Below are 20866 nucleotides of genomic sequence, written 5' to 3'. Positions count from 1 at the left end.
GGTTTCGACCCAGTCCCCGGCGATGAGGTGACGGCCATGTGGAGTGAAGGTCATGTCATATTCCTTACGGATCAGAGAGAAGCAGCCCGGGGCTGCGGCCCTGGTTGCGGAAGCGGCGGCGATGTGTGACGCGCGGCAAAGCCTTGCGGTCAGAATTTGGGGAAATGGGCGATATGAGTGCCGATACATACCAGATCCCCGCCCTGGCTGATCCTGACCTCGGCTTCGGTATTCGATTTTTCGGGAACAGCTTTGCGCACGGTGTAGAGCACACTCAGCGTCTTTCCGAGCGGGATGCTGCGCAGAAAGCGGATCTTTTCATAACCATAGGTGACACCCGGATGGCCTGCCTTCAACAGATAGCGGGTGGAGGCCCCGGCCATCAGCCCGACCAGCAGCGCGCCTTGCACGATGCGGCCACCGAGCCCGTTTTCAAGGGCATAGGCCTCATCGGTATGGTTCGGGTGATCGTCAAGCGTGATCCGGGCGAAGTCCAGCACATCGGTCTCGCAGATCTCTTTCTCGAACGTCACGCTGGTGCCAATCAACGCTTCCAGTGTTTCGGCCTGCATGGCTTTTCTCTTCCTTTGACGGATCTGTGTGTCGGAAACCCGGGGTCCGTAAGCCTGACCACTAGGGCGGTTTATCTGTCCTGCGCCCCGCGCAGGATGCGGAGAAGCGACTGTGCCGGTCCGCTCAGCGCGCCGCCTGATCGGGTGATGATGCCGTAATCGGGGTTGCTCCCCTGAATGTCGAGCGGCAGGATCTTGAGCGCATGTTCGGCTTCGAAGAAGCGGCAGACCGCTGCCGGCAATAGGGCGACAAGGCCTGGATCGCGGACCAGCAGCGCGACGGTCGCGAAGGTAGATGAGGTCTCGATCACATTGGTCGGCAACTGTATTCCGGCATTCGACAACGTTCGCTCCAGCATGGCGCGCAGCGGCATCAGACTGGGATAGACGATCCAGGAGTAGCGGGCGAGATCGGCAAGGCCGGGCTTGTCGATATGTGCCAGCGGGTGGCGACTGCCGACGGCGATATGCAGCGGCTCGGTCCAGAGCGGTTCATAATTGTAAAGGCCGGGATTGGGGCTGACCATCACGCGGCCAATGGCCAGATCGATCCGGTTCTGGTCCAGCGCTTCCAGAAGGCCGGCGCTGGTATCCTCGATGATCTGCAGCGACAGATCGGGGAATTCCTCACGCAAGGTGCAGATGGATTGCGCGAAAACATCGGGGATCGCCCCCATGATGGTTCCGACCGAGAGCCGCCGGGCATGGCCAAGCTGGATGGTGCCGATCTCGATACACATGGATTCCACATCGGCCCGCATCAGCCAGGCATAACGGATCAGACATTGCCCGAGTTCGGTCGGGCTGAGGCCGGAGGGAGAACGCTCGAACAGCACCGAGCCGATTATGTCCTCGATTTCGGCAAGCGCCTTGCTGGCGGCCGATTGGGTGATCGCCAGTTCTGCCGCCGCGCGGCGTAGTGATCGATGCTGATCAAGTGCAACCAGCAGGCTGAACTGACGCATTCTCAGGCGACTGAGGATCCTGCTTACCGAAACGACCATCTTTCTCTCCGTCATGGCGGCGACAGGGGACACCCCCCCTCGCACAACCATCCCCCCGGAAGGCGGGGAAGGACAAGCGCCCCTGTGACATGCACTGCCAGAGCGCAACACCGGGGCGTCAGTTCGGCTTCAGCGACCCCAGTGCAGAACCAGCGGGTCGAGACGGCGGGCCAGATCCAGCAGCCCTGCGCGGGTTTCCGGTGTCATCGGTGCGAACGGATGCCGCGGCGCGGCGCATTTGATCACACCACCCTCTTCCATCAGGGTTTTGCAGGCCAGAAGCCCGCTTTGCCGGTTCTCATAATTGATCAGAGGAAGCCAGTTGCGATAGCCGTCCAGCGCCTCGTCGCGGCGCCCCTCACGATGTGCTACGATGATCGGGCGCAACCCGTCTGCATAGGCCCCGCCGGTCATCGAGCCGGTGGCGCCGGCATCAAGATCGGGCATCAGTGTAATCGCCTCTTCGCCATCCCAGGGGCCTTCGACCGCATCCCCGCCAAGGCGGATCAGTTCGCGCAGCTTGGCTGCGGTGCCGGGCACTTCGATCTTGAAATAGCTGAGCTGCTCGATCTCGCGCGCCATATTGGCAAGGCTTGCGGCAGACAGGCTGGTGCCGCTGATCGGCGCATCCTGATACATGATCGGGATATTGATCGCATCCGAGAGCCGGGCGAAATACTCATAGATCAGCGGCTCGGCCACCCGCAGGGTTGCGCCGTGATAGGGTGGCAGCACCATCACCATGGCCGCACCCATCGCTTCGGCAGCCATGCTGCGCTCGATGCAGATCCGGGTGCTGTAATGGCTGGTGGTGACGATAACCGGCACCCGGCCGCCGGCATGTTCCAAAATGGAGCGGGTCAGGATCGCGCGTTCGTCATCCGAGAGCAGGAACTGTTCAGAGTAGTTTGCCAGGATCGACAGGCCATCGACACCGGAATCGATCATGAAGTCGACGGCACGCAATTGGCCGGGCAGATCAATGCTGCCGTCTTCGGCGAAGATGGTGGGGACAACGGGGAAGATGCCGCTGTAGCGTGGTGCGGTGCTCTGGGTCATGTCGGGATCCTTTGGTCAGTATGGCGACCTGTGGCCGGCCGGAAATTCGCATAAAGAGGCCGGGCCGCTGTCGCGGAGAAAGCGGGCTGGCCGGTGGGTGATGGACGAGGGGGCGGGCGGCTCTGTTCAGCCGCGTCGGGCAATTTCGGGCAGATATGCGGCGGCCTGCCCGCGTGAGACTGCCTCCTCCATGACCTGGGAAACATCCTGCGACAGGCGTGTCACGCGGGCCTGGCCGGACATCATATTGTTGAAGTAGCCAATGTCCTTTGCGGCATTGCCGACCGAGAATTTCATCGCGTCATAGCGCCCCTCGACAGCGCCGCCGAGGATCATGTCCAGAAGGCCACCGCCCAGCGGGCCCTTGCTCATCAGGGCATAAAGGGCCGCGGCATCGACACCGTTCAGCTGGCCGGCCTCGATTGCCTCGGCAAGGATGCAGGTGGTGCTGACGACGACGAAATTGTTGATCAGCTTCAGCTTCTGGGCCGAAAGCGCCGGACCGGCATGAACGATATTCTCGCAATAGGCGGCCAGCACCGGGCGAACTGCTTCCAGCAGGTCCGATGGGGCGCCCACCATGGTGTTCAGCCGGCCTTCCTCGGCCTCGACCGGGGTGCGGCCAAGCGGGGCATCAACGAACCAGCCGCCTTTTGCTTCAATATCCGCAAGGATCCGCGCGCTGGAGCGCGGATCGCTGGTTGAGCAGTCGATCACCACCTGAGCGGGTTGCAAGGCCGAAAGCACGCCATTCTCGCCATAGATCAGCGCCTCGACCTGCGGCGAGCCGGTGACGCAGATCAGGATCACATCCGAGGCGCGGGCAAGTGCCGCCGGGTCGGTTGCCTCCTGAGCGCCAAGCCCGACAAGGCTTTCGACGGGCTGGCGGTTGCGATGGCCAAGCACCGAAAGCGCAAACCCTTTGCGCAGCAGGCTGCGACCGATACCATGGCCCATAAGGCCAAGGCCGATAAGACCGATGCGGGCATGTGTCAGGGTGGGATAAGTCATCTGCAATCCTGTTACTGATGTCGACCGGCCCCTGGGGGCCGGCCGGATTGTCGAGAAGCCGGACCACCGGGGACAGTGATCTGCGGCAGCTCTGTCACTTCGGCAGGTATTCGCTGAGGTCGGCGAGCGGGAAGCCGACATTCTCGGCATAGGTCTCTTTGAGGCGCCCGTTCTCGAGATTGGTCAGCACGAACTCATTGACCGCTGCCAGAAGGGCCGGCTCTTCCTTGCGCACGCCGATCCCCTGGGGGACGATCTTGATTGCCAGCTTGCGCTCGATATTCTTGTCGGGTGCGCGCTGCGTGATCGAGGGCAGTAGCTCGGCCGAGGCGCCGATGGCGACGACCTGGCCGGAAAGCAGCGCGACCACATTCGAGGCGTCATCATCAAAGCGCACCAGCTGCGTGCCTTCGGGGACGATCGGCACCAGAAGCGTGTCCTGCAGATTGCCGCGCACCACGCCGATGCGCTTGCCGGCCAGATCCTCAAGGGTGGAGATGTTCACTTCGGCGGGTGCCATGATCGAGCTTTCCGACGCCGAATAGGGGTAGGAGAAATCGATGACTTCCTGACGCTCGGGCGTGATCGAGAAGCTCGAAATCACCACATCCACATTGCTGGTCAGCAGATAGGGAACCCGGTTCGGGCCGTTCAATTCGACGATCTCAAGGTCAACTCCCAGGTGTTCCGCCAACATCTTTGCTGCCGCAACGTCAGAGCCGACCGGCTTCAGATCTGCATCCAGCGTGCCAAAGGGCGGGAAGTTGAGGTCTATCCCGACAAGGATCTTGCCGCGTGTTCTGATGTCTTCCAGCGTATCGGCGGCGGCAAAGCCGGCGCCTGTCAGGGTGGTTGCGCCGACCAGTGCGGCAAGCAGTGTTCTTCTCAACATGGTTCTCTCCTCCTCCTGTTGGTTTATTTCTTTCAAAGCTCGCTGCTCAGGAACCTGGCGAGCTCCTGGGTCTTCGGATTGACAAAAATCTCGTTGGGCGGGCCTGCTTCCCAGACCTTGCCTTCATGCATGTAGACGACGACATCCGCCGCCTTTTTGGCGAAACCCATCTCATGGGTGACCAGCACCATGGTCATGCCGCCTTTGGCGAGGCTTTCCATGACCTTCAGCACTTCACCCGTCAGTTCCGGGTCCAGCGCCGATGTCACCTCGTCAAACAGGATCAGTTCGGGTTCCATAGCCAGTGAGCGCGCAATTGCCACCCGCTGCTGCTGCCCGCCCGAGAGCTGCTCGGGATAGGATTCTGCCTTTTCGGTCATGCCGACCTGATCCAGCACACGGTCTGCGATGGCATCCGCTGCGGTCCGCGCCATCTTTTTGATGGTAGTCAGGGCGAGGGTGATATTCCTTCGCACGGTCAGATGCGGAAACAGGTTATAGCCCTGGAACACGATCCCGACCCGCATCCGCAGCCGGCGCAGCTCTTGTCCCCCGATCTCATTCACCGGCACGTCGCAGATGGAGATTTTACCGGAGCTGATGCTTTCAAGCCCGTTGAGGCAACGCAGGAGCGTGCTTTTACCCGAGCCGCTTTTCCCGATGATCGCAACCATCTGGCCGCGCGCAACATCGAGGGAGACCCCTTTAAGCACCTCAAAAGCGCCAAAGCTTTTGTGGACATCCTTGACACTAACGACCGGAGACATTCAGGGCTCCTTCCAGTTTCTTGCTAAGTTGGGAAAGCGGGTAGCAGATCGCGAAATAGATCGCCGCAATAAGCAGGTAGATCATGAAGGGCTGGAAGATCGCGTTGTTGATAACCTGCGCGGCCCGGGTCAGTTCGACAAAGCCGACAATCGAGGCTAGTGAGGTGTGTTTCACGACCTGCACCATGAAGCCCACTGTCGGCGGCGTGGCGATGCGAACGGCCTGCGGAATGATGATCCGGGACAGCTGTTGAAAGCGGTCGAAGCCAAGGCAGGCCGAGGCCTCCCATTGCGAGCGGTTCACCGATTCAATGGCGCCGCGCCAGATCTCGCCCAGAAAGGCAGAGGCATAGATCGAGAAGCCAAGCGCCACCGCAAAAAACGGGCTGGGCCGATAGCCGAGCAGGCTCATGCCGAAATAGCTGAGGAACAGCAGGATCAGCAGCGGCGTGCCCTGGATAAGCTGGATATAGACCCAGGTTGCACCCCTGATCCAGCGATTGGGCGAGACCCGCATCAGGGCAATGATGAAGCCGAGCAGGCCGCCCCCGATAAAGGCGATCAGCGACAGCCCGACTGTCCACATTGCGCCGGTGAGAATGTAGTTGAATTGCGTGAGTGTCATCATGATCAGGTCCCTCTCACACGCTGGTGCCAAGCAGGCGCTTGCGGCGGAAGAGAACCTGGCCGATCAGCCAGAAGCCGAGCCGGAACAGCAAAGACAGACCGATATAGATCACGCCGACCACGATATAGGTCTCAAAGCTGCGGAAGGTTTCCGATTGGATGATATTGGCAATGCCGGTCAGCTCTTCGGCCGAGATCTGCGACGTGACCGAGGTGGCCAGCATCATCAGGATGAACTGGCTGGTCAGTGCCGGATAGACGCGCTCGGTCGCGGGCAGCAAGATCACGTGCCAGTAGATCGCGCTTTTTGACATGCCCAGCGATTCCGCGGCCTCGATCTGGCTGCGATGGATCGATTCGAGGCCGGCGCGCATGATCTCGCAGCTATAGGCCCCGACATTGAGCGTTATCGCGAGGATGGCGGCGGTCTGGGCGGAAAGCTGGATCCCTGCGGTGGAAAGGCCGAAGAACACCAGGAAGGCCTGGACCAGAAACGGCGTGTTGCGGATCACATCGACATAGACCGAGACCAGTGGGTTCAGGATGCGCAGGTTCTGGTGGCGTACGATGGCGCAAAGCGTTCCGAGGACAAAGCCGAGCGCGATAGAGATCACCGAAAGCTGGATCGTATAGATCGCACCTTCCAGCAGTCTCGGCCAGGCCCTCAGGACGGCATCGAATACGAAAACATAAGTCATACCTGTGTTGAGCTCCTCCCGCCGCACAGCATTCGGCATCGCGGGCCTCTGCAGGCCACGAGCGTTCTGACTGATTTCTCCAGATTACTCCCGCGGATTGCTCCGCTCCCTGATCCTGGGGTAGCCCTGCCGCCGCAGGATTGGCAAACGAAATATTTCCATAGTGCGTTCACTTTTGCGACTACCCCCCCCGACAGGCAGCCGCGCGAAAAGGGCAGGGGAGGCACAGGAAAGAAGGCCCGACCGACAAGGGCGGCTCACCCTGACCGAAGGCAGGAAAAAGGCGACTCCGGTCCAGGGCGACCCAGCCGCAGGGTCGCCCCGGACCGGTTTGTGGCCGGGCATGTAAAAATTAGAAGAGCAATATCAATATCATAATTTCGAACTGCCCTGCTGTGTCGCGCTTTCGCTCTGAGGGCAGTTGACAGCGGCAAAAATATTCTCCCAGAATTATCGTACATCGTACGGTATAATCGTACGATCTCTGGGAGGAGAAAAATGTTCAGATCTACCATCGCAGCCGCGGTCTCCGCGCTGTTCTTCGGCGGGGCTGCAACGGCGCAGGAAATCACGCTTTCCGCTGGCACCGAGGGCAACCAGGACGGGCTCTATTACGCAACGCTGACCCTGCTGGATGAAGAGCTTCGCGCCCGTACCGAGGGCCGGGTCGGGCTGCGTATCTACCCGAACCAGCAGCTTGGCGATGAACTGAGCATGATCGAAGGGCTGCGCAGCGGGTCGCTTGACATCGCGGTGGTTGGCGGGGCGAATTTCGCAACCTATGTGCCGCAGCTTCAGCTTTTCAGCGTGCCCTATATCTTTGCTGATTATCAGGTTTACCGCGCCGCGATGGCGCCGGACAGCCCGGTCTGGACCCTGCTGGAAGATCAGGTCGCCGCTGCCGGTCTGGGCATTTCCCTGAAGGCGCCCTCGACCGTCGGCAGCCGCTGGGTCGCCAACAGCAAGGGTGAAATCTCCAGCCCCGCCGATATGGCGAAGCTTGCGCCGCGGATGCGTGTGCAGGCCAATCCCATCGAATCAGAAGTCTGGTCGACCTATGGCGCCAGCCCGGTGAATCTGCCGATGCCTGAAGTGGTTGCAGCAATGCGCCAGGGCGTGGTCCAGGCGGTGGAAAACGCACCTGACGTGCTTTTCACCTACAAGCTTCACGAAGTGGCCAATTACATCTCCAAGACCGATCACTCCTTCTATGTTGCGCTTGTGATCGCGTCGGATACGTCGCTGGCTAAGATACCGGAAGATCTGCGCGACGAGGTCGAGGCGGCTTTCGATGCGGCCGGTCAGCGCCTGCTTGATCTGTCGCTGAAATTCCAGGAGCGAGCGATCGAGGGCCTGATTAAGGGCGGTGCGGTGATCTCAGAAGTCGATATTCCGGCTTTCCGCGCGCCGCTGGCCGCGTTTTACGAGCGGGTGGCAACCGAAGCCGACGCGATTGATCTTCTCACCGCGATTCGCGGTCTCTGAACGCAGACAACCCGACCCGGGCGCCCATGTTGCGGCGATCGGGCTCCTCAAGGACAGTTCCGATGACCCATCGTCCCGGGCGGGTGGCGCGGCTTTTTGCTGCGGCCGACAGCCTGATCCTCAATTTCTGCGCCATCCTGCTGGTGGTGATGTGCGGCGCGCTTCTGTTGGAGCTGGTAGCACGAAATCTGTTTCGCCATTCCTTCATCTGGTCGATGGAGACGGCGACGATCTGCTTTGTCTGGATCGCTTTTCTTGGCGGTTCGGTGGCGGCGCTGCGCAAAGAGCATTTCGCGGTTGACCTCCTTTCCGGCGTCGTGGCGCCCGGCAGTCCGGTTGCGCGCGGGCTGGAGATCCTTGGCCATGCCCTCTTCACCGGTCTTGGTCTTCTTTTCCTGGTCTATGGCTGGAAATTCGCGATGGCAGGCATGATGCGGCACTCCTTCTCGCTGGGAATCCCACAAGGCTACACAATGCTGATCATGCCGCTCAGCGGGGCTTTGTTCACGATTTCAGGGCTCTGGAATCTTTTCGGCGTGGTGTTCGGCGAGCGGGGAGAAAATGCATGAGTGAGGCCTGGCTTGTCGTGCTGCTCTTTGGCAGCCTTTGCACATTGCTCTTCTTGCGGGTTCCGCTGGCCGTTGGCCTCGCCACCGCAACCATGCTGACCATTATGTGCACCGGTATGCCGCCGATGCTGCTGGTCGAGCGGATGTATGCGGCGCTGAATTACTTTCCGCTGCTGGCGATTCCCTTCTTCATCCTGGCCGGATACCTGATGAACCAGGGCAATATCACCGACCGCTTCATTGACCTTGCTCAGGTTCTGGTCGGCCATATCCGGGGCGGCATTGCCCAGGTCAATGTGTTCTGCTCGATGATGTTCGCCACCGTTTCCGGCACTGCCACCGCCGATACGGCAGGGATGGGATCGATGATGATCCCGGCCATGGTCAGGCGTGGCTATTCGCCGGGCTTTTCGGCGGCGATCACGGCGGCCTCCTCGACCATGGGCGCGATCATCCCTCCCAGCGTGCTGATGATCGTCTATGGCTCGCTGACCAATATCTCGATGTCGCGGCTTTTCCTGGCCGGCTTCATCCCCGGCGCCCTGGTCGGAATCTCTCAGATGGCAATGGCCTGGTTCATGGCAAAGCGAATGGGGGTCGAGCCGACGCCGCGCGCCCGGGCACCTGAAGTCCTCCAGGCCTTCCGCCGCTGCCTTTTGCCGCTTGGGGTGCCGGTCATTATTTTTGGCGGCATTCTCTCGGCGGTTTTCACCCCGACCGAGGCCGGCGTTATCGCGGTTGCCTATACATTGGTGGTGATCGTGCTGCTGCGCAGCATCCGGCTGAACCAGCTGCCGCAGATCGCAAGGGATGCTGCGCTTATGGTGTCTTTGCCAACTTTCGCCATTGCCGCTGCCGTGGCTTTCGGCTGGATGGTGGCCTATCTCCAGGTGCCGGAAATGGTCGCCGGCCTCATCGGGGGGCGTGACATCGGCCCGACCGCCGGCCTTTTGCTGATCGTGGCGATCTTCTTCACGGTCGGCCTCTTCATCGACGGGGTTCCCGCGATGATCATCTTCCTGCCGATTGCGCAGCAGATTGCGGCCTCGGTCGGGATCGACCCGCTGCAAATGGCGATGGTGATCGTGATGACAGCAGCCCTTGGCCTGATCACGCCGCCATTTGGCCTTTGCATCCTGATCGCGGGCTCTATCGCCAAGGTGCCGATGCCGGTGGTGATCCGCGAGACCATGCCTTTCGTCCTCGCCATGCTCCTGCTGATCCTGGCGCTGATCCTCTTCCCGCAAATCGTTCTCTTCCTGCCCGACCTTATCATGGGAGCCGCCTGATATGACCATGAATCCGATCCATGAAATCAGCATAGGAGAGAGCGCGACGCTGCGTCGAACGGTCTCGGAATCGGATGTCTATCTCTTTGCGGGCATCAGCGGCGATATGCATCCGAACCATGTGAACCGCGAATATGCCGAGGGGCGCTTTGGCGGGCGCGTCGTGCATGGCGCTTTGCTGCCGGGCTATATCTCGGCCTGTGCGGTGAACCTGCTGGACGAGCGGCTTGAGCCGGTCGGCTATGCAGCGCAGATCTTTTCGGTGAAATGCCTTGCGCCGGTGATGATCGGCGACACCGTGCAGTGCACGGTCACGGTCGATGCGGTTGACGTTGACCGGCGCAAGATATTCTTCGCGGCAGAGGTGCGCAACCAGCGTGGCGAGCTTTGCGCAACCGGTGAAAAAGTGGTCAAGGTTTTGCGTCCGCGTCCCGACAGCAAGGAGCCCAGCCCATGACAAACGCGCCGGAAGGCACTGACCGCAAGTTGTTGCGCTCGTTGTTGCGGGCTGTTGATGTGCTGGAAAGCATCGGTTCGCATGGCAAGGGCATCAGCGAGATCGCCAAGGACCTCTCGGTCTCCAAGGGGACGGTCTATGATATCGTCCGCACCCTGGAATCGCGCAATTTCCTCAGCCAGGACCCGCAGACCCAGGCTTACCGGCTTGGCGGAAATTTGCTGCGGCTCGGGGCTGACCGGCTTGCCGGGCTTGATATCGTCGAGCTGGCGCGACCGCATCTTCAGGCGCTGACCGACGAGGTCGGCGAGGTGACCCACCTTGGCCGGCGCGAGGGATTTTATGCCTTCTATCTGCTCAGGGCCAGCAGCCGGCGCGTCAGCCATATGCTGAACCTGCATTCGCGGGTGGGCGCACCGTCGCCGCTGCATTGCACCAGCATGGGCAAGATCTTCATGGCGCATCTGAGCGATGAGGACTTTTCCGCCTTCCTCAAGGAACCGCGTGAGTGCTTTACCGAGCGCACGATCACCGATCCGGTGGCGCTGGAAGCCGAGCGCAGCCAGATCCTGCGCGAGGAGTGCTCTTTCAATATCGGTGAGTTCGAAGAGGGCGTGTCGTCGATCGGCGTGCCCTTGTACAGCGGCGGCGGCACTCTGGTCGCTGCGATCAATTTCGCCATCCCTTCCGTTCGGATGCCCGAGGAGTCGATCCCCCGACTGTTGGGCAGGTTGCGTGAAACCGCCGCGCTTATCACGCGCGGGCTGGGGGCCTGACAGGAAAAACCCATGAAGACTATCTCTGTGATGACCGCCGACGAGGCCGCAGGCCTTGTCAAGGATGGCGATACGCTGGTGATCTGCGGCTGCGAGAATGTGCTGACGCCCGATGCATTGCTGGGCGCGCTTGGCCGCCGCCATGATGAGACCGGCGCGCCGAAGAGACTGACCGAGATCCACCCCATTATCGTCGGTATGGGCGCGGGGCGCGGGCTGGAAAACCTCGCCCGCCCCGGCATGGTCGCGTGCGCCATTGGCAGCGGCTACTCTTTCCTCAAGGAATCGCGTTACACGTCACTGCTTAATGCCAATGCGTTCGAGGCGCATTGCCTGCCGATGGGCACCGTCTTCCAGATGCTGCGCGGCATTGCGGCGAAGCAGGAAAAGACCGTGACCGACGTGGGTCTCGACACCTTTGTCGACCCGGATCTTGGCGGCGGCCGGATGAATGCCGCCGCGAAAGAGCCGATTGTGCGCAAAGAGATGGCCGATGGCAAAGCACGCCTCGTCTATGATAATCCGCGCATTGATATTGCCTTCCTGCGCGGCACCTCGGCTGATGAGTTCGGTAATATCTCGCTTGAGGATGAGCCGGTCTCGCTGGGCATCCGCACCATGGCCATGGCCGCGAAGAATTCGGGTGGCAAGGTCATCGTGCAGGTGCGCCGTCTGGTGAAAGGCGGCTCGCTGCATCCGCGCATGGTCGAGATCCCCGGTATTTTCGTTGATGCGGTGGTGGTCGCGCCGGAGCAATCGGTCTCGGGCGGCGCGCTGAACCCGGCCCTGACGGGCGAGGTGCGCATTCCCTACCAGGGCCAGAGCCGCGTCGAGCCCGGGCCCTCGCGCATCATCGCGAGCCGCGCCGCCCAGGAAATCCGCGACGGAGAGGTGGTCAATCTGGGCGTCGGCATGCCGATCGAGATCCCGCGCATCCTGAATGAGCGCGGCGAAAGCGGCGGCACCACTTTCTTCCCAGAACATGGTTCCATCGGGGGTGTGCCGGGGGATCGTGCGATCTTCGGCACCAATGTGAACCCCGATGCGATCATCGATTCCACCAATGTTTTTGACTTTTTCCTTGGCGGCGGGCTCGACATCACCTTCCTTGGCTTTGGCCAGCTGGATGCGCAGGGCAATGTGAATGTCAGCCGTTTCAACGGCATCGTGCCCGGCTGCGGCGGCTTTGTCGACATCACCCATCAGACGAAACGGGTGGTGTTCTGCGGCTCTTTCAATGCCGGCGGCGTCGATATTCGCTGGCAGGACGGGCGGCTGGTCGTGGCGTCAGAGGGGCGGTTCTCGAAACTCATCCCGGCAGTCGAGCAGGTCACCTTCAATGCGGCCTCGGCACGGCGCAAGGGGCAGCAGGTGCTTTATGTCACCGAACGTGCCGTCTTCTCCTTGCAGGAAAACGGGCTGCGCCTTGATGAGGTCGCCCCGGGGATCGACGTGAAAAGCCAGATCCTCGATCTGGTTCCCTTTGCCATCGAGGTCAGCCCGGCGCTGAAGCCGATGGATGCCCGCCATTTCGGAGATCAGTGATGGAGCGCGACTGGAATGAAAAACCTCTGCGCGAGGTGGAAACCGATGTCCTGGTGATCGGCGGCGGCGGTGCGGCCTTGCGCGCCGCGCTCGAGGCCCGCGAGGCCGGAGCCGATGTGCTGATCGCCGTCAAAGGCGATCTGCGCGGCAGCGGCGCCACCTTCTACAGCGTCGCCGAAGTCGGCGCCTTCAACGTGCCGGACGGGGCAGGGGACAGTTCCGACAATCCGGGCGTCCATGCCGGCGATATTCTGCATGCCGCCCAGGGCATGGCCGACCCGCGGCTGGTTGAGATCCTGACCGAAGAGGCGGAAGAGGCGCTTCATTACCTGGAAGGCAAGGGCGTGCCGTTCGAGAAGACCGAACAGGGCGGCTATCTGACCTTTCGGGCCTGCTTTTCCAGCCGGCCGCGCTCGCATGTGATCCGCGACCATTTCAAGCCGATCATGCGCGCCCTTGGCAGTGAGGTGACGGCGAAAGGCATCCGGGGGCTCGATCAGCTGATGGTGGTCGATCTGGTCGTGCGCGACGGTATCTGTCTTGGCGCGCTTGCGATTGACCGCGAGGGCGCGCCGATCCTGTTGCGTGCCGGTGCGACGATCATGACGACGGGCGGTGCAAGCCAGCTCTTCTCGAAAAACCTCTATCCGGCCGATATCACCGGTGATGGCTATGCCATGGCCTGGCGGGCCGGAGCGCATCTGACCAATATGGAATTCATGCAGGCCGGGGTCAGCATCCTGTCGCCTTTCGTGAATCTCTTTGGCAATTACCTCTGGGATGCGCGTCCCAACCTTACCGATGCCGAGGGTCAGCCGGTGATCCAGCCCTTCCTGCCGGAAGGTGTGACCCGTGATGCGGTGCTGGATGCCAAGGAGAACCACTTCCCCTTCAGCGCGCGCGGCGTCTCGCGCTATGTCGAGATTTCGATCCAGAAGACCATCAACAGCGGCAAAGGCACGCCCGAGGGCGGGGTCTGGATGGATTTCCGCGATACCAATTTCGACAAGGTGCTGGGCGACAGCAGCCGCTCTATCGCGCATATGTGGCCGCTGACCTATGACTGGTATTTGTCGAAGGGCGTCGATCTCTACAAGGACCGGGTGCAGATCACCTGTTCCGGCCATGCGATCAACGGTGGCCTGCGCATCAATGCCGATGCCGGCTCGAATATCCGCGGGCTTTTTGCCGCCGGAGAGACTGCCGCCGGCCCGCATGGCGCCGACCGGCTTGGCGGCAATATGGCGATGACTTGTCAGGTGTTCGGCGCAAGGGCAGGGCGCGCCGCGGCAGCACTTGCGCTGGCCGAGGGGCGGCGCCCTCTGCCGGATCGCTGCGCAGCGGAACAGGCGAAGCTCAGCGCGGTCATGGCCCGCAAGGGTGAGGAAAGCGCCGGGGCGATCCGGCTTGATCTGCAGGCATTGGCGACGCGGCATTTGCTGGTCGTGCGCGATGGTGCGGGGCTTGCGGCCTTCCTGTCGGGGGCAGAGGCGCTGCGCGACAGGCTGGCGCGGGTGCCGGCCGACAGCCCGGCGGCGCTGCGCTTCGTGCTGGAAACTGAGAATCTGCTGGAAACCGGCTGCCTGATGGCGCGCGCGGCGCAAGAGCGCGCCGAAAGCCGCGGCGGTCATTACCGTGAGGATTTTCCTGCCGCAGATCCGGGCCAGGAAACCAGCATCATCTTTGACCGCAATCGCCCGGAAGGTTTTTTCCGCGCCACGCTCTCTTCGCTCTGATCTGACAACGCAGAGCGGCAAAGCCGGCCCCCGTTTCCGGGTGGCCGGCTTTTTCTTATCGGGTGCATTCTGCCTCTTGACCCTGCACTGCCCTATTAATGTATATTGCCAGCATTAGCCATTAATGGAGCGAATGATGCAGCAGGCCCCTGTTATCCAGCTTAACCCGGCCGACAGTGTCGGTGTGCTGCGCCGGATGCTGAAGATCGGTGAACCGCTCGGGATTGCCGGCATGAGCGCCACGGATCTGCTGCCGCGCGGCCATAAGGTCGCGCTTCAGGACATTCCGGCCGGGACAGAGGTGCGCAAATTCGGCCAGGTCATCGGCATTGCCAGCACCGGCATTGCGGCCGGTCAGCATGTCCATCTGCACAATCTTTCGATGACCGACAGCGCGGTGCGTCATCAGTTCTCCACCGAGACGCAATGGCCGGGGCTGCTGCCCGAGGCTGAGCGCGCGACCTTCATGGGCTATGATCGTGGCTATGGCGGCGTCGGCACCCGCAACTATATCGGCATCGTCTCGACGGTGAACTGCTCGGCCACGGTATCGCATTACATCGCCGAGCATTTCAACCGCTCCGGCGGGCTGGATGGCTATGACAATATACATGGCGTCGTGCCGCTGACGCATGGCGGTGGTTGCGCGATCAACACCAATGGCGAGGGCTATGAATATCTGACCCGCGTCATCAGTGGCTATGCCACGCATCCGAATTTCGGCGGCATCCTGATGATCGGCCTGGGCTGTGAGACCAATCAGATCCGCCCGATCCTGGAGCATTACAAGCTGGATGAGGGCAACCGCTTCCGTACCATGACGATCCAGCAGTTTGGCGGCACCCGCAAAACCATCGAAGCCGCCTGCGGGATGATCCGCGAAATGCTGCCCGGGGTGAATGCGGTGAAGCGCAGCCGTCAGCCGCTTTCACATCTGAAAGTGGCGCTCGAATGCGGCGGATCGGATGGCTATTCCGGGATCACCGCCAATCCAGCGCTCGGCTACGCTTCGGATCTTCTGGTGCGCAACGGCGCGACGACGGTGCTGGCGGAGACACCGGAAATCTACGGCGCCGAGCATTTGCTGACCCGGCGCGCCCGCAGCCCGGAAGTGGCCGAACGGCTGCTGGAGCGGATTGAATGGTGGCGCGGCTACACCAGCCGCAACGGGGCAGAACTGAACAACAACCCCTCGCATGGCAATAAGGAAGGTGGGCTGACCACCATTCTTGAAAAGTCGCTGGGCGCGGTGGCGAAGGGCGGATCGATGCCGCTGAACGCGGTCTATCACTATGCCGAAAAGATTACCGAGCAAGGGTTCGTTTTCATGGACACGCCCGGATATGACCCAGTGGCGGTGACCGGTCAGGTGGCGGGCGGCTGCAATATGGTCTGCTTCACCACCGGGCGCGGCTCGGTTTCGGGCTGGAAGCCCAGCCCGACCATCAAGATCGCCACCAATACCGTGATGTATGACCATATGAAGGAGGATATGGACATCAATTGCGGTGATATTGCCCGTGGAACTGATACGATTGAGGCGGCCGGGAAGCGGATCTATGATCTGGTCCTTGCCGTCGCCTCGGGCGAGCGGACGCTTTCTGAGCAGTTCGACTATGGCAACAATGAATTTGTGCCCTGGCAGGTCGGGGCGGTGACCTGATCCTGAGACTGTTCGCTGGATCTCGCCGGGGGCGCCCGGAGTTTCAGGACCGGAAGAAGGGCTGCGGCGTCGGTTGATAGCGGTTGCGCATGGCGGCGGCGCGCGCTGCAACCTTCGCTACCGAATTCGACAGATGAAGTGCCATGGCTTCTCTGGCCGCAGTCGCATCTCCTGCTGCCATAGCGCGGAGCACGGTCAGATGCTCGGCCAGGAATGGTTCTGACTGCGGCATTTCCAGCCTGCGACCCAGGACTTGGCGGCTGAGCAAAAGGAGGCACTGTGTGCGGCGGAGCACGGAAACGAAAGTCCCATTCGGACAATAGCCCAGGCAGGTCACATGCAGATCAAGTTCAAGCGCATACAGATCTTCAGCGCTGAGCGAAGTATAGTGTCTTAGCGCGTGCTCATGGCGCGTGATCATGTCGGAGAGCAGATCCCGGGGAATAAAGGGGGTCGCCTCTGCAAGGGTGTGCGGCTCCAGCTGCAGGCGCAGTTGATAGAGCTCATGAATCCTTTGATCGTCCAGCGGGACCACCAGCCAGCGTTGGCTGGAATCCTTGCCTATCAACCCGAGCGGTTCAAGATGCTGGAGCGCATCTCGTGCAACGCTGCGCCCGACATTGAAGTGGCGCGCCAGTTCCGCCTCGCTCAGCCGCACAGCCCCGAAGAAAGCCTGATGGACGATAATCGCTTCCAGTTCGTTGCCAAATGTCTGCCAGGCCAGGGGGGGCGGCCGCTCTTCAAGGATCAGGCTGGGCAGGACTTTTTCCAATAGCTCGCGTCTTGGCGGCGTTCCGGGTGGCCCGACCACCAGACCCCTGCCGTTGAAGCGATACGCCTTGCCCTTCCTCTCCAGTCGGGCGATGGCCTGACGCACAGGCACACGGCTTATGCCGAAATGCTGCGCGATCGGTCCCTCGATCATCACAGTACCGGCCGGAAGAATGCCACCATCAATGGCTGCCTCCAGGCAGCCGGATGCGAAATCATGAAGAGATTTTTTCGGCATGCGCTACATTTGGCGATCGTTTCCTCTGCGTATCATATCAGGCCGGAAGCCGCAGTGCCATGTAGAGAGATTCTCGCAAACCGGCCCGTTTGCCTTGGATATGCGCATGCTGCATTGCGTCCCCGGGTGGGAGTGGTGCTCGGACGCGCTGCTTTGGTCATTCACATATACATCTGCAGAATTTTTGTTCTCTTCAAGTATGCGGGTGCTTGGTGTTTGATTCCACGGTTTGCTGGTGCGATCATTTCTTTGGAATGGAAGGATGCCCTATGGGACAAGTTCGTCACGGAAGCGCCACGACCACGCACGCGATCCGAGCAGCAATACAGCGATCGGAGGCTTCGACCGCGGCGCTGAGCCGTGAACTGGGTATTAACCCCAAGACCGTTGCGAAATGGCGAAAACGTCGTGACCGGCCGATTGCCAACACCTGCCTGAGTTTGGGCCGATCCGTTATGGGACGTGCATAACGACGTCGTTAGCGACGTGTCTTATGCGGGGTTGTGGATGCGTGGCGATGTCCTTTGGGTGGAACGGCGACGGCGTTGGGATGACGAGGAGAAGCTCGGGATCGTTCTGGCAGTCGGCGTAGCGCCATGAGGTGACGCGCCAGCAGATTTATGCCTGGCGTGAGCGGTGCGCGGCTGATCGCGCTGATCGATGCGGGGTTTGCCGGCTAGCAGATGAGGAATTCCGGCGCCTCTGGCTCCGCTCGAAATCGTGATTTGCGGAATCTGTCGCTCAGGCAGATCGAAGTTGCCGCAACACTGGCATATCTGAGGACGCCATCATGCTCTCTAACGCTCTAACGCTCCCCCACATCCTGGTCATTGCAGTCGTGGCGCTTGTCCTTTTTGGCAAGGGCAAGGTTTCCTCGCTGATGGGAGAAGTCGGCAAGGGGATCTCGGCATTCAAAAAGGGGATTTCGGAAGCTGATGCGGAAGCCCAAGAGGCACCGGCCGCGCTCGAAGCCGCGCACAAGGATTCTATGTAACGGCGGAACGGCACGATTGAGCGCATTCGTCGGATGTCAGGCTGATCTCGTGACTGGCCATTGTGAGATTTCGCTGCTTGGTTTGTGGCGACCAACTGGAGCAGCTGACGGCTATCCCGGTATCTGTCGGCAGGGGTGGGAGACCGGAGGCCCCGGTATCTGGCATTGCCCCGTACATAGGGGTATAAGTTGATCATGCCTCCTGTGTACCAGTCACCCGTTACCCCATCTTAGACACAGCCCTTGTCAATCCGGGTTGCCTACACGGTCGGCGAAAACCGCTTTCTGATGGGTGGCCCAGGGTGGGCGCGATGGTATCACATCAGTTCCGCCCGTGTTGTGCAGGCCCTGTTTCGGCGACTGAACCGTGAGTTTCCTCAGGCAGGCTATAGAGAGTTGATTCAGGAGATTGAGCGCATTGTGCTTTTGAAGCCGGTGACCGAACGCGGTGAATGAAGAAGCCCGCAGGTGGGGGTGGTCTGATTGCCCAAAAGTCAGCGCTCCGCTTCGACCATCGCCTGCCACGCCTCCGACCCGAGTGCAACGCGCAGCACTGCGTCCACCTGCGGAAGGTAGCTCTTCCACATCGGATACCCTTCGAATTGAATGTCAGGTGGGTGGCCATCGAGATTGCACAGTGCGCGTGCTGCCTTCTCACGTGGCGCTTTCATATAGTGTATCACGATACATTCCTCCTTCCATCAGCCTGCGCCTGGATGAGGATTCGGGAAAGTGCAGTCCTGTATCGACCCAGCTGAATCTGCTCAGGTTAAGCCGCTATTCTGAATGCCTCTGCCGGCGAGCGCATTGCAAGCGCCTGATGAGGGCGGCGGTTGTTGTAGAAGCTGCTCCAGTCACCGATTGCCCGGCTTGCGTGCTGGATGCTGTCGAAGCGCTGGCCTGCAACATCTGGTGGCGGGAATCCCGACAGTTCTTCTCGACTTGCCCCTTCTCCCACCCGGCCGCTGGATTGCAGAACTCGGGTTGATAGACGAAATGCCTCGTCATCGCCAGGAAGCGAATGCTGATCTGCCGCTCATTGCCGCGACCAATACGATCCACCGCCGTTTTCCCTCGCCATGGCCTTGAATCAGTGGCGGCTCATGGCTCGATATCGTAGATACCCCGACCAGGGACGCCGCAAAAGACCCGGAAACCGGATATGGCTCACGGAGAAAGTGGCTTCCACCTGTATTTGGACTCAGGTCAGGCGTCTCAAAGCAGCGCCCCTCCGAGCCATTGAGCCACCCATACCAACGCAGCAAGACAAAGGCCCGCCAGAAGAAGCAGCGCTCCATCCCTCGTCAGAACTGCCGCCGCCACGAGGGCAATGAAACAGGATGCAACGGTTCCGGTGCCGCGTACCAGTTCCATGAATGGCATGACGAGGGTGAGGCCGAGGATCAGAAAAAGCCATAGGTAGAGGTAAGGCTTTTCGGTGAGGAAACTCAGCCGTGGTTGCAGGATGTGGTCTATAACGGCAATGGGCTTGCGCAGCCATGAAACCGCTGACCTCAGGCGCTCGCCGGTGATGGCGCGCTCTGAAATGATGACCGGCAACCAGAGGTGACGCCGACCGGCAATCATCTGCGTCACGAGCAGGAATTCCAGCAGTGCAACCACGGTTGTCACGCCGGGCACGATGCTGGCCGGAGAGACCGCGATCAGTGCGAAAACCAGCATGAGGGTTGCGAAGGAGCGCGTGCCCGAGGCCTCGACCACCGTGCCGACGCTCACAGTCTCCGCCTCGGCCGCCGTATCGAGCTGATCCAGAACTGCGCTCAGAACATCATCGTTTTCTGACATAGCCTGGCCGGTCCCCTTCCTGTTCAAGTGAGGGGAAACCCGTTCACGACAAGACTGTTCCGGAATTCCCGGAACAATCTGCACTATCCCCGGTTCAGGGTTCCCAGAGCATCCCGGATGCCGCTTCCAGCCCAGTTCACAGCCAGGGAAACGACATGACCGCCCCACCACAAGGTTCACCGCCAGACCGTATCGCCAATGATCCGACCAGCTACCCGCTCAGTCATCCGGGACGCCGCCAGTTTCTGAGAGTTTCCGCCGCCAGCCTGGCGGCAGCAGGGCTCTGGCGCTCCAATGCGGCAAAAGCGCAAGCCCTTCCGCCCCTCGCAGAACACCCCCGCGTTTATTTCAATGAAACCGAATGGGCGTTCGTCCTTTCGGCGGTCGCGCGGCTGATCCCATCCGACGGTGATGGACCTGGTGCGATCGAGGCGCGGGTGCCGGTCTTTATTGATCGCGAACTGGCCGGGGATTTTGGCACCGCCAAGGATTGGTATATGGAGGGACCGCATCAGCCTGATGCACCGCCCGAACTCGGCTGGCAGTCTCCCATGTCGCCAGCCGAAATCTATCGCGCTGGCATTCCGCTCTTCGATGAATGGTGTGTCAGCAGTCAGGGCGCGGGTTTCGCGGATCTCACCGCAGAGGCGCAGGACGAAGCCCTTGCCGCGCTTGAAGACGGCGATGTGCCGCTGCCGCCGGAACTGCGCGATTTCTTTGACATCCTGCTCGCTAATACCAAAGAGGGTTATTTTTCCGACCCCATCCATGGCGGCAATCACGGCATGGCGGCCTGGGTCCATATCGGCTTTCCCGGTGCGCGGGCGCATTTCAGGGAATGGGTCGAGCGGCACAATATCCCTTATCCGCTCGGCCCGGTGTCGATCTCGGGCGAGAGGGCCTGAGT

22 protein-coding genes and 2 pseudogenes are annotated in these 20866 nt (G+C 61.0%); 11 read left to right on the top strand and 13 right to left on the bottom strand.

Going from position 1 to position 20866, the window contains the following annotated elements:
- Positions 1-149 precede the first annotated feature (149 nt).
- The 8 genes from BLW25_RS20360 to BLW25_RS20325 all read right to left on the bottom strand — a co-directional run bounded on the left by BLW25_RS20360 (position 150) and on the right by BLW25_RS20325 (position 6630).
- On the bottom strand, positions 150-572 hold the full coding sequence (locus BLW25_RS20360) for a MaoC family dehydratase (protein ID WP_092903547.1): 423 nt from the start codon (positions 570-572) through the stop codon (positions 150-152).
- 71 nt (positions 573-643) lie between these two features.
- Positions 644-1576, bottom strand: a complete 933-nt coding sequence (locus BLW25_RS20355) for a LysR family transcriptional regulator (RefSeq protein ID WP_171909676.1) — start codon at positions 1574-1576, stop codon at positions 644-646.
- A 129-nt stretch (positions 1577-1705) separates the two neighbouring features.
- Entirely contained in the window at positions 1706-2635 is a 930-nt protein-coding gene (locus BLW25_RS20350) for a dihydrodipicolinate synthase family protein (protein WP_092903543.1), read from the bottom strand.
- A 126-nt stretch (positions 2636-2761) separates the two neighbouring features.
- Positions 2762-3646 carry an NAD(P)-dependent oxidoreductase gene (locus BLW25_RS20345; RefSeq protein WP_171909675.1) on the bottom strand — a complete coding sequence of 295 codons (885 nt, stop codon included), beginning with the start codon at positions 3644-3646 and terminating at the stop codon, positions 2762-2764.
- A 94-nt stretch (positions 3647-3740) separates the two neighbouring features.
- Positions 3741-4538: a transporter substrate-binding domain-containing protein gene (locus BLW25_RS20340; protein ID WP_092903539.1), complete on the bottom strand. Its 798-nt coding sequence runs from the start codon at positions 4536-4538 to the stop codon at positions 3741-3743.
- Between the two features lie 32 nt (positions 4539-4570).
- Positions 4571-5305, bottom strand: coding sequence for an amino acid ABC transporter ATP-binding protein (locus BLW25_RS20335; protein ID WP_092903537.1), 735 nt, complete (start codon positions 5303-5305; stop codon positions 4571-4573).
- Positions 5289-5933 carry an amino acid ABC transporter permease gene (locus BLW25_RS20330; protein WP_216279446.1) on the bottom strand — a complete coding sequence of 215 codons (645 nt, stop codon included), beginning with the start codon at positions 5931-5933 and terminating at the stop codon, positions 5289-5291. The genes BLW25_RS20335 and BLW25_RS20330 overlap by 17 nt, the downstream gene beginning before the upstream one ends.
- Positions 5934-5946: 13 nt before the next feature.
- A complete protein-coding gene (locus tag BLW25_RS20325) occupies positions 5947-6630 on the bottom strand; it encodes an amino acid ABC transporter permease (RefSeq protein WP_092903535.1) in 684 nt (227 codons plus the stop codon).
- 498 nt (positions 6631-7128) lie between these two features.
- Here BLW25_RS20325 and BLW25_RS20320 point away from each other — a divergent pair, with 498 nt between their 5' ends.
- The 8 genes from BLW25_RS20320 (at position 7129) to BLW25_RS20285 (ending at position 16150) form a co-directional block, all read left to right on the top strand.
- The gene (locus BLW25_RS20320; RefSeq protein ID WP_092903533.1) at positions 7129-8115 is read left to right on the top strand and encodes a TRAP transporter substrate-binding protein; all 987 of its coding nucleotides are present in this window, start codon (positions 7129-7131) and stop codon (positions 8113-8115) included.
- A gap of 62 nt (positions 8116-8177) precedes the next feature.
- Entirely contained in the window at positions 8178-8684 is a 507-nt protein-coding gene (locus BLW25_RS20315; RefSeq protein WP_171909674.1) for a TRAP transporter small permease, read from the top strand.
- Positions 8681-9973 (top strand): TRAP transporter large permease, encoded by a 1293-nt coding sequence (locus BLW25_RS20310; protein WP_092903529.1) that lies wholly within the window; start codon positions 8681-8683, stop codon positions 9971-9973. The genes BLW25_RS20315 and BLW25_RS20310 overlap by 4 nt, the downstream gene beginning before the upstream one ends.
- Before the next feature lies 1 nt (position 9974).
- Positions 9975-10430, top strand: coding sequence for a MaoC family dehydratase (locus BLW25_RS20305; RefSeq protein WP_092903527.1), 456 nt, complete (start codon positions 9975-9977; stop codon positions 10428-10430).
- Positions 10427-11206 carry an IclR family transcriptional regulator gene (locus tag BLW25_RS20300; protein ID WP_092903525.1) on the top strand — a complete coding sequence of 260 codons (780 nt, stop codon included), beginning with the start codon at positions 10427-10429 and terminating at the stop codon, positions 11204-11206. The genes BLW25_RS20305 and BLW25_RS20300 overlap by 4 nt, the downstream gene beginning before the upstream one ends.
- 12 nt (positions 11207-11218) lie before the next feature.
- Positions 11219-12751 (top strand): CoA-transferase, encoded by a 1533-nt coding sequence (locus BLW25_RS20295; protein ID WP_092903523.1) that lies wholly within the window; start codon positions 11219-11221, stop codon positions 12749-12751.
- Positions 12751-14487 (top strand): FAD-binding protein, encoded by a 1737-nt coding sequence (locus tag BLW25_RS20290; RefSeq protein ID WP_092903521.1) that lies wholly within the window; start codon positions 12751-12753, stop codon positions 14485-14487. Before BLW25_RS20295 ends, BLW25_RS20290 begins: the two co-directional genes overlap by 1 nt.
- 136 nt (positions 14488-14623) lie before the next feature.
- Positions 14624-16150 (top strand): UxaA family hydrolase, encoded by a 1527-nt coding sequence (locus tag BLW25_RS20285; protein WP_253188602.1) that lies wholly within the window; start codon positions 14624-14626, stop codon positions 16148-16150.
- Between the two features lie 43 nt (positions 16151-16193).
- Here the strand turns inward: BLW25_RS20285 and BLW25_RS20280 are convergent, their stop codons facing one another.
- Complete coding sequence (locus tag BLW25_RS20280) at positions 16194-17159, bottom strand: GntR family transcriptional regulator (RefSeq protein WP_092903519.1); 966 nt, start codon at positions 17157-17159, stop codon at positions 16194-16196.
- Positions 17160-17428: 269 nt separating this feature from the next.
- On the opposite strand from BLW25_RS20280, the pseudogene BLW25_RS20275 reads away from it, so the two are divergent.
- A pseudogene (locus tag BLW25_RS20275) lies at positions 17429-17566 on the top strand (IS481 family transposase); the annotation flags it as partial.
- 383 nt (positions 17567-17949) lie between these two features.
- A complete protein-coding gene (gene tatA / locus BLW25_RS20270) occupies positions 17950-18153 on the top strand; it encodes a twin-arginine translocase TatA/TatE family subunit (RefSeq protein WP_092903515.1) in 204 nt (67 codons plus the stop codon).
- 494 nt (positions 18154-18647) lie between these two features.
- On the opposite strand, the gene BLW25_RS24765 is transcribed toward tatA, so the two are convergent.
- The 4 genes and pseudogenes from BLW25_RS24765 to BLW25_RS20255 form a co-directional block, all read right to left on the bottom strand.
- Entirely contained in the window at positions 18648-18824 is a 177-nt protein-coding gene (locus tag BLW25_RS24765) for a hypothetical protein (protein WP_216279445.1), read from the bottom strand.
- Positions 18825-18922: 98 nt separating this feature from the next.
- Positions 18923-19111, bottom strand: a complete 189-nt coding sequence (locus BLW25_RS25405) for an integrase core domain-containing protein (protein ID WP_216279444.1) — start codon at positions 19109-19111, stop codon at positions 18923-18925.
- A pseudogene (locus tag BLW25_RS25540) lies at positions 19054-19308 on the bottom strand (hypothetical protein); the annotation flags it as partial. The gene BLW25_RS25405 and the pseudogene BLW25_RS25540, both read right to left, overlap by 58 nt.
- A gap of 60 nt (positions 19309-19368) precedes the next feature.
- Positions 19369-19959, bottom strand: a complete 591-nt coding sequence (locus BLW25_RS20255) for an exopolysaccharide biosynthesis protein (protein WP_092903513.1) — start codon at positions 19957-19959, stop codon at positions 19369-19371.
- 155 nt (positions 19960-20114) lie between these two features.
- Between BLW25_RS20255 and BLW25_RS20250 the strand changes: the two genes are divergently transcribed.
- Complete coding sequence (locus BLW25_RS20250) at positions 20115-20864, top strand: gluconate 2-dehydrogenase subunit 3 family protein (protein ID WP_092903511.1); 750 nt, start codon at positions 20115-20117, stop codon at positions 20862-20864.
- Positions 20865-20866: the final 2 nt, after the last annotated feature.

Origin of the sequence: Rhodobacter sp. 24-YEA-8, from assembly GCF_900105075.1 — a bacterium.
Taxonomy (GTDB): Bacteria; Pseudomonadota; Alphaproteobacteria; order Rhodobacterales; family Rhodobacteraceae; genus Pseudogemmobacter.
Note: the sequence above shows the minus strand (reverse complement) of the source record. Positions and strands in the feature narration are given on the sequence as shown.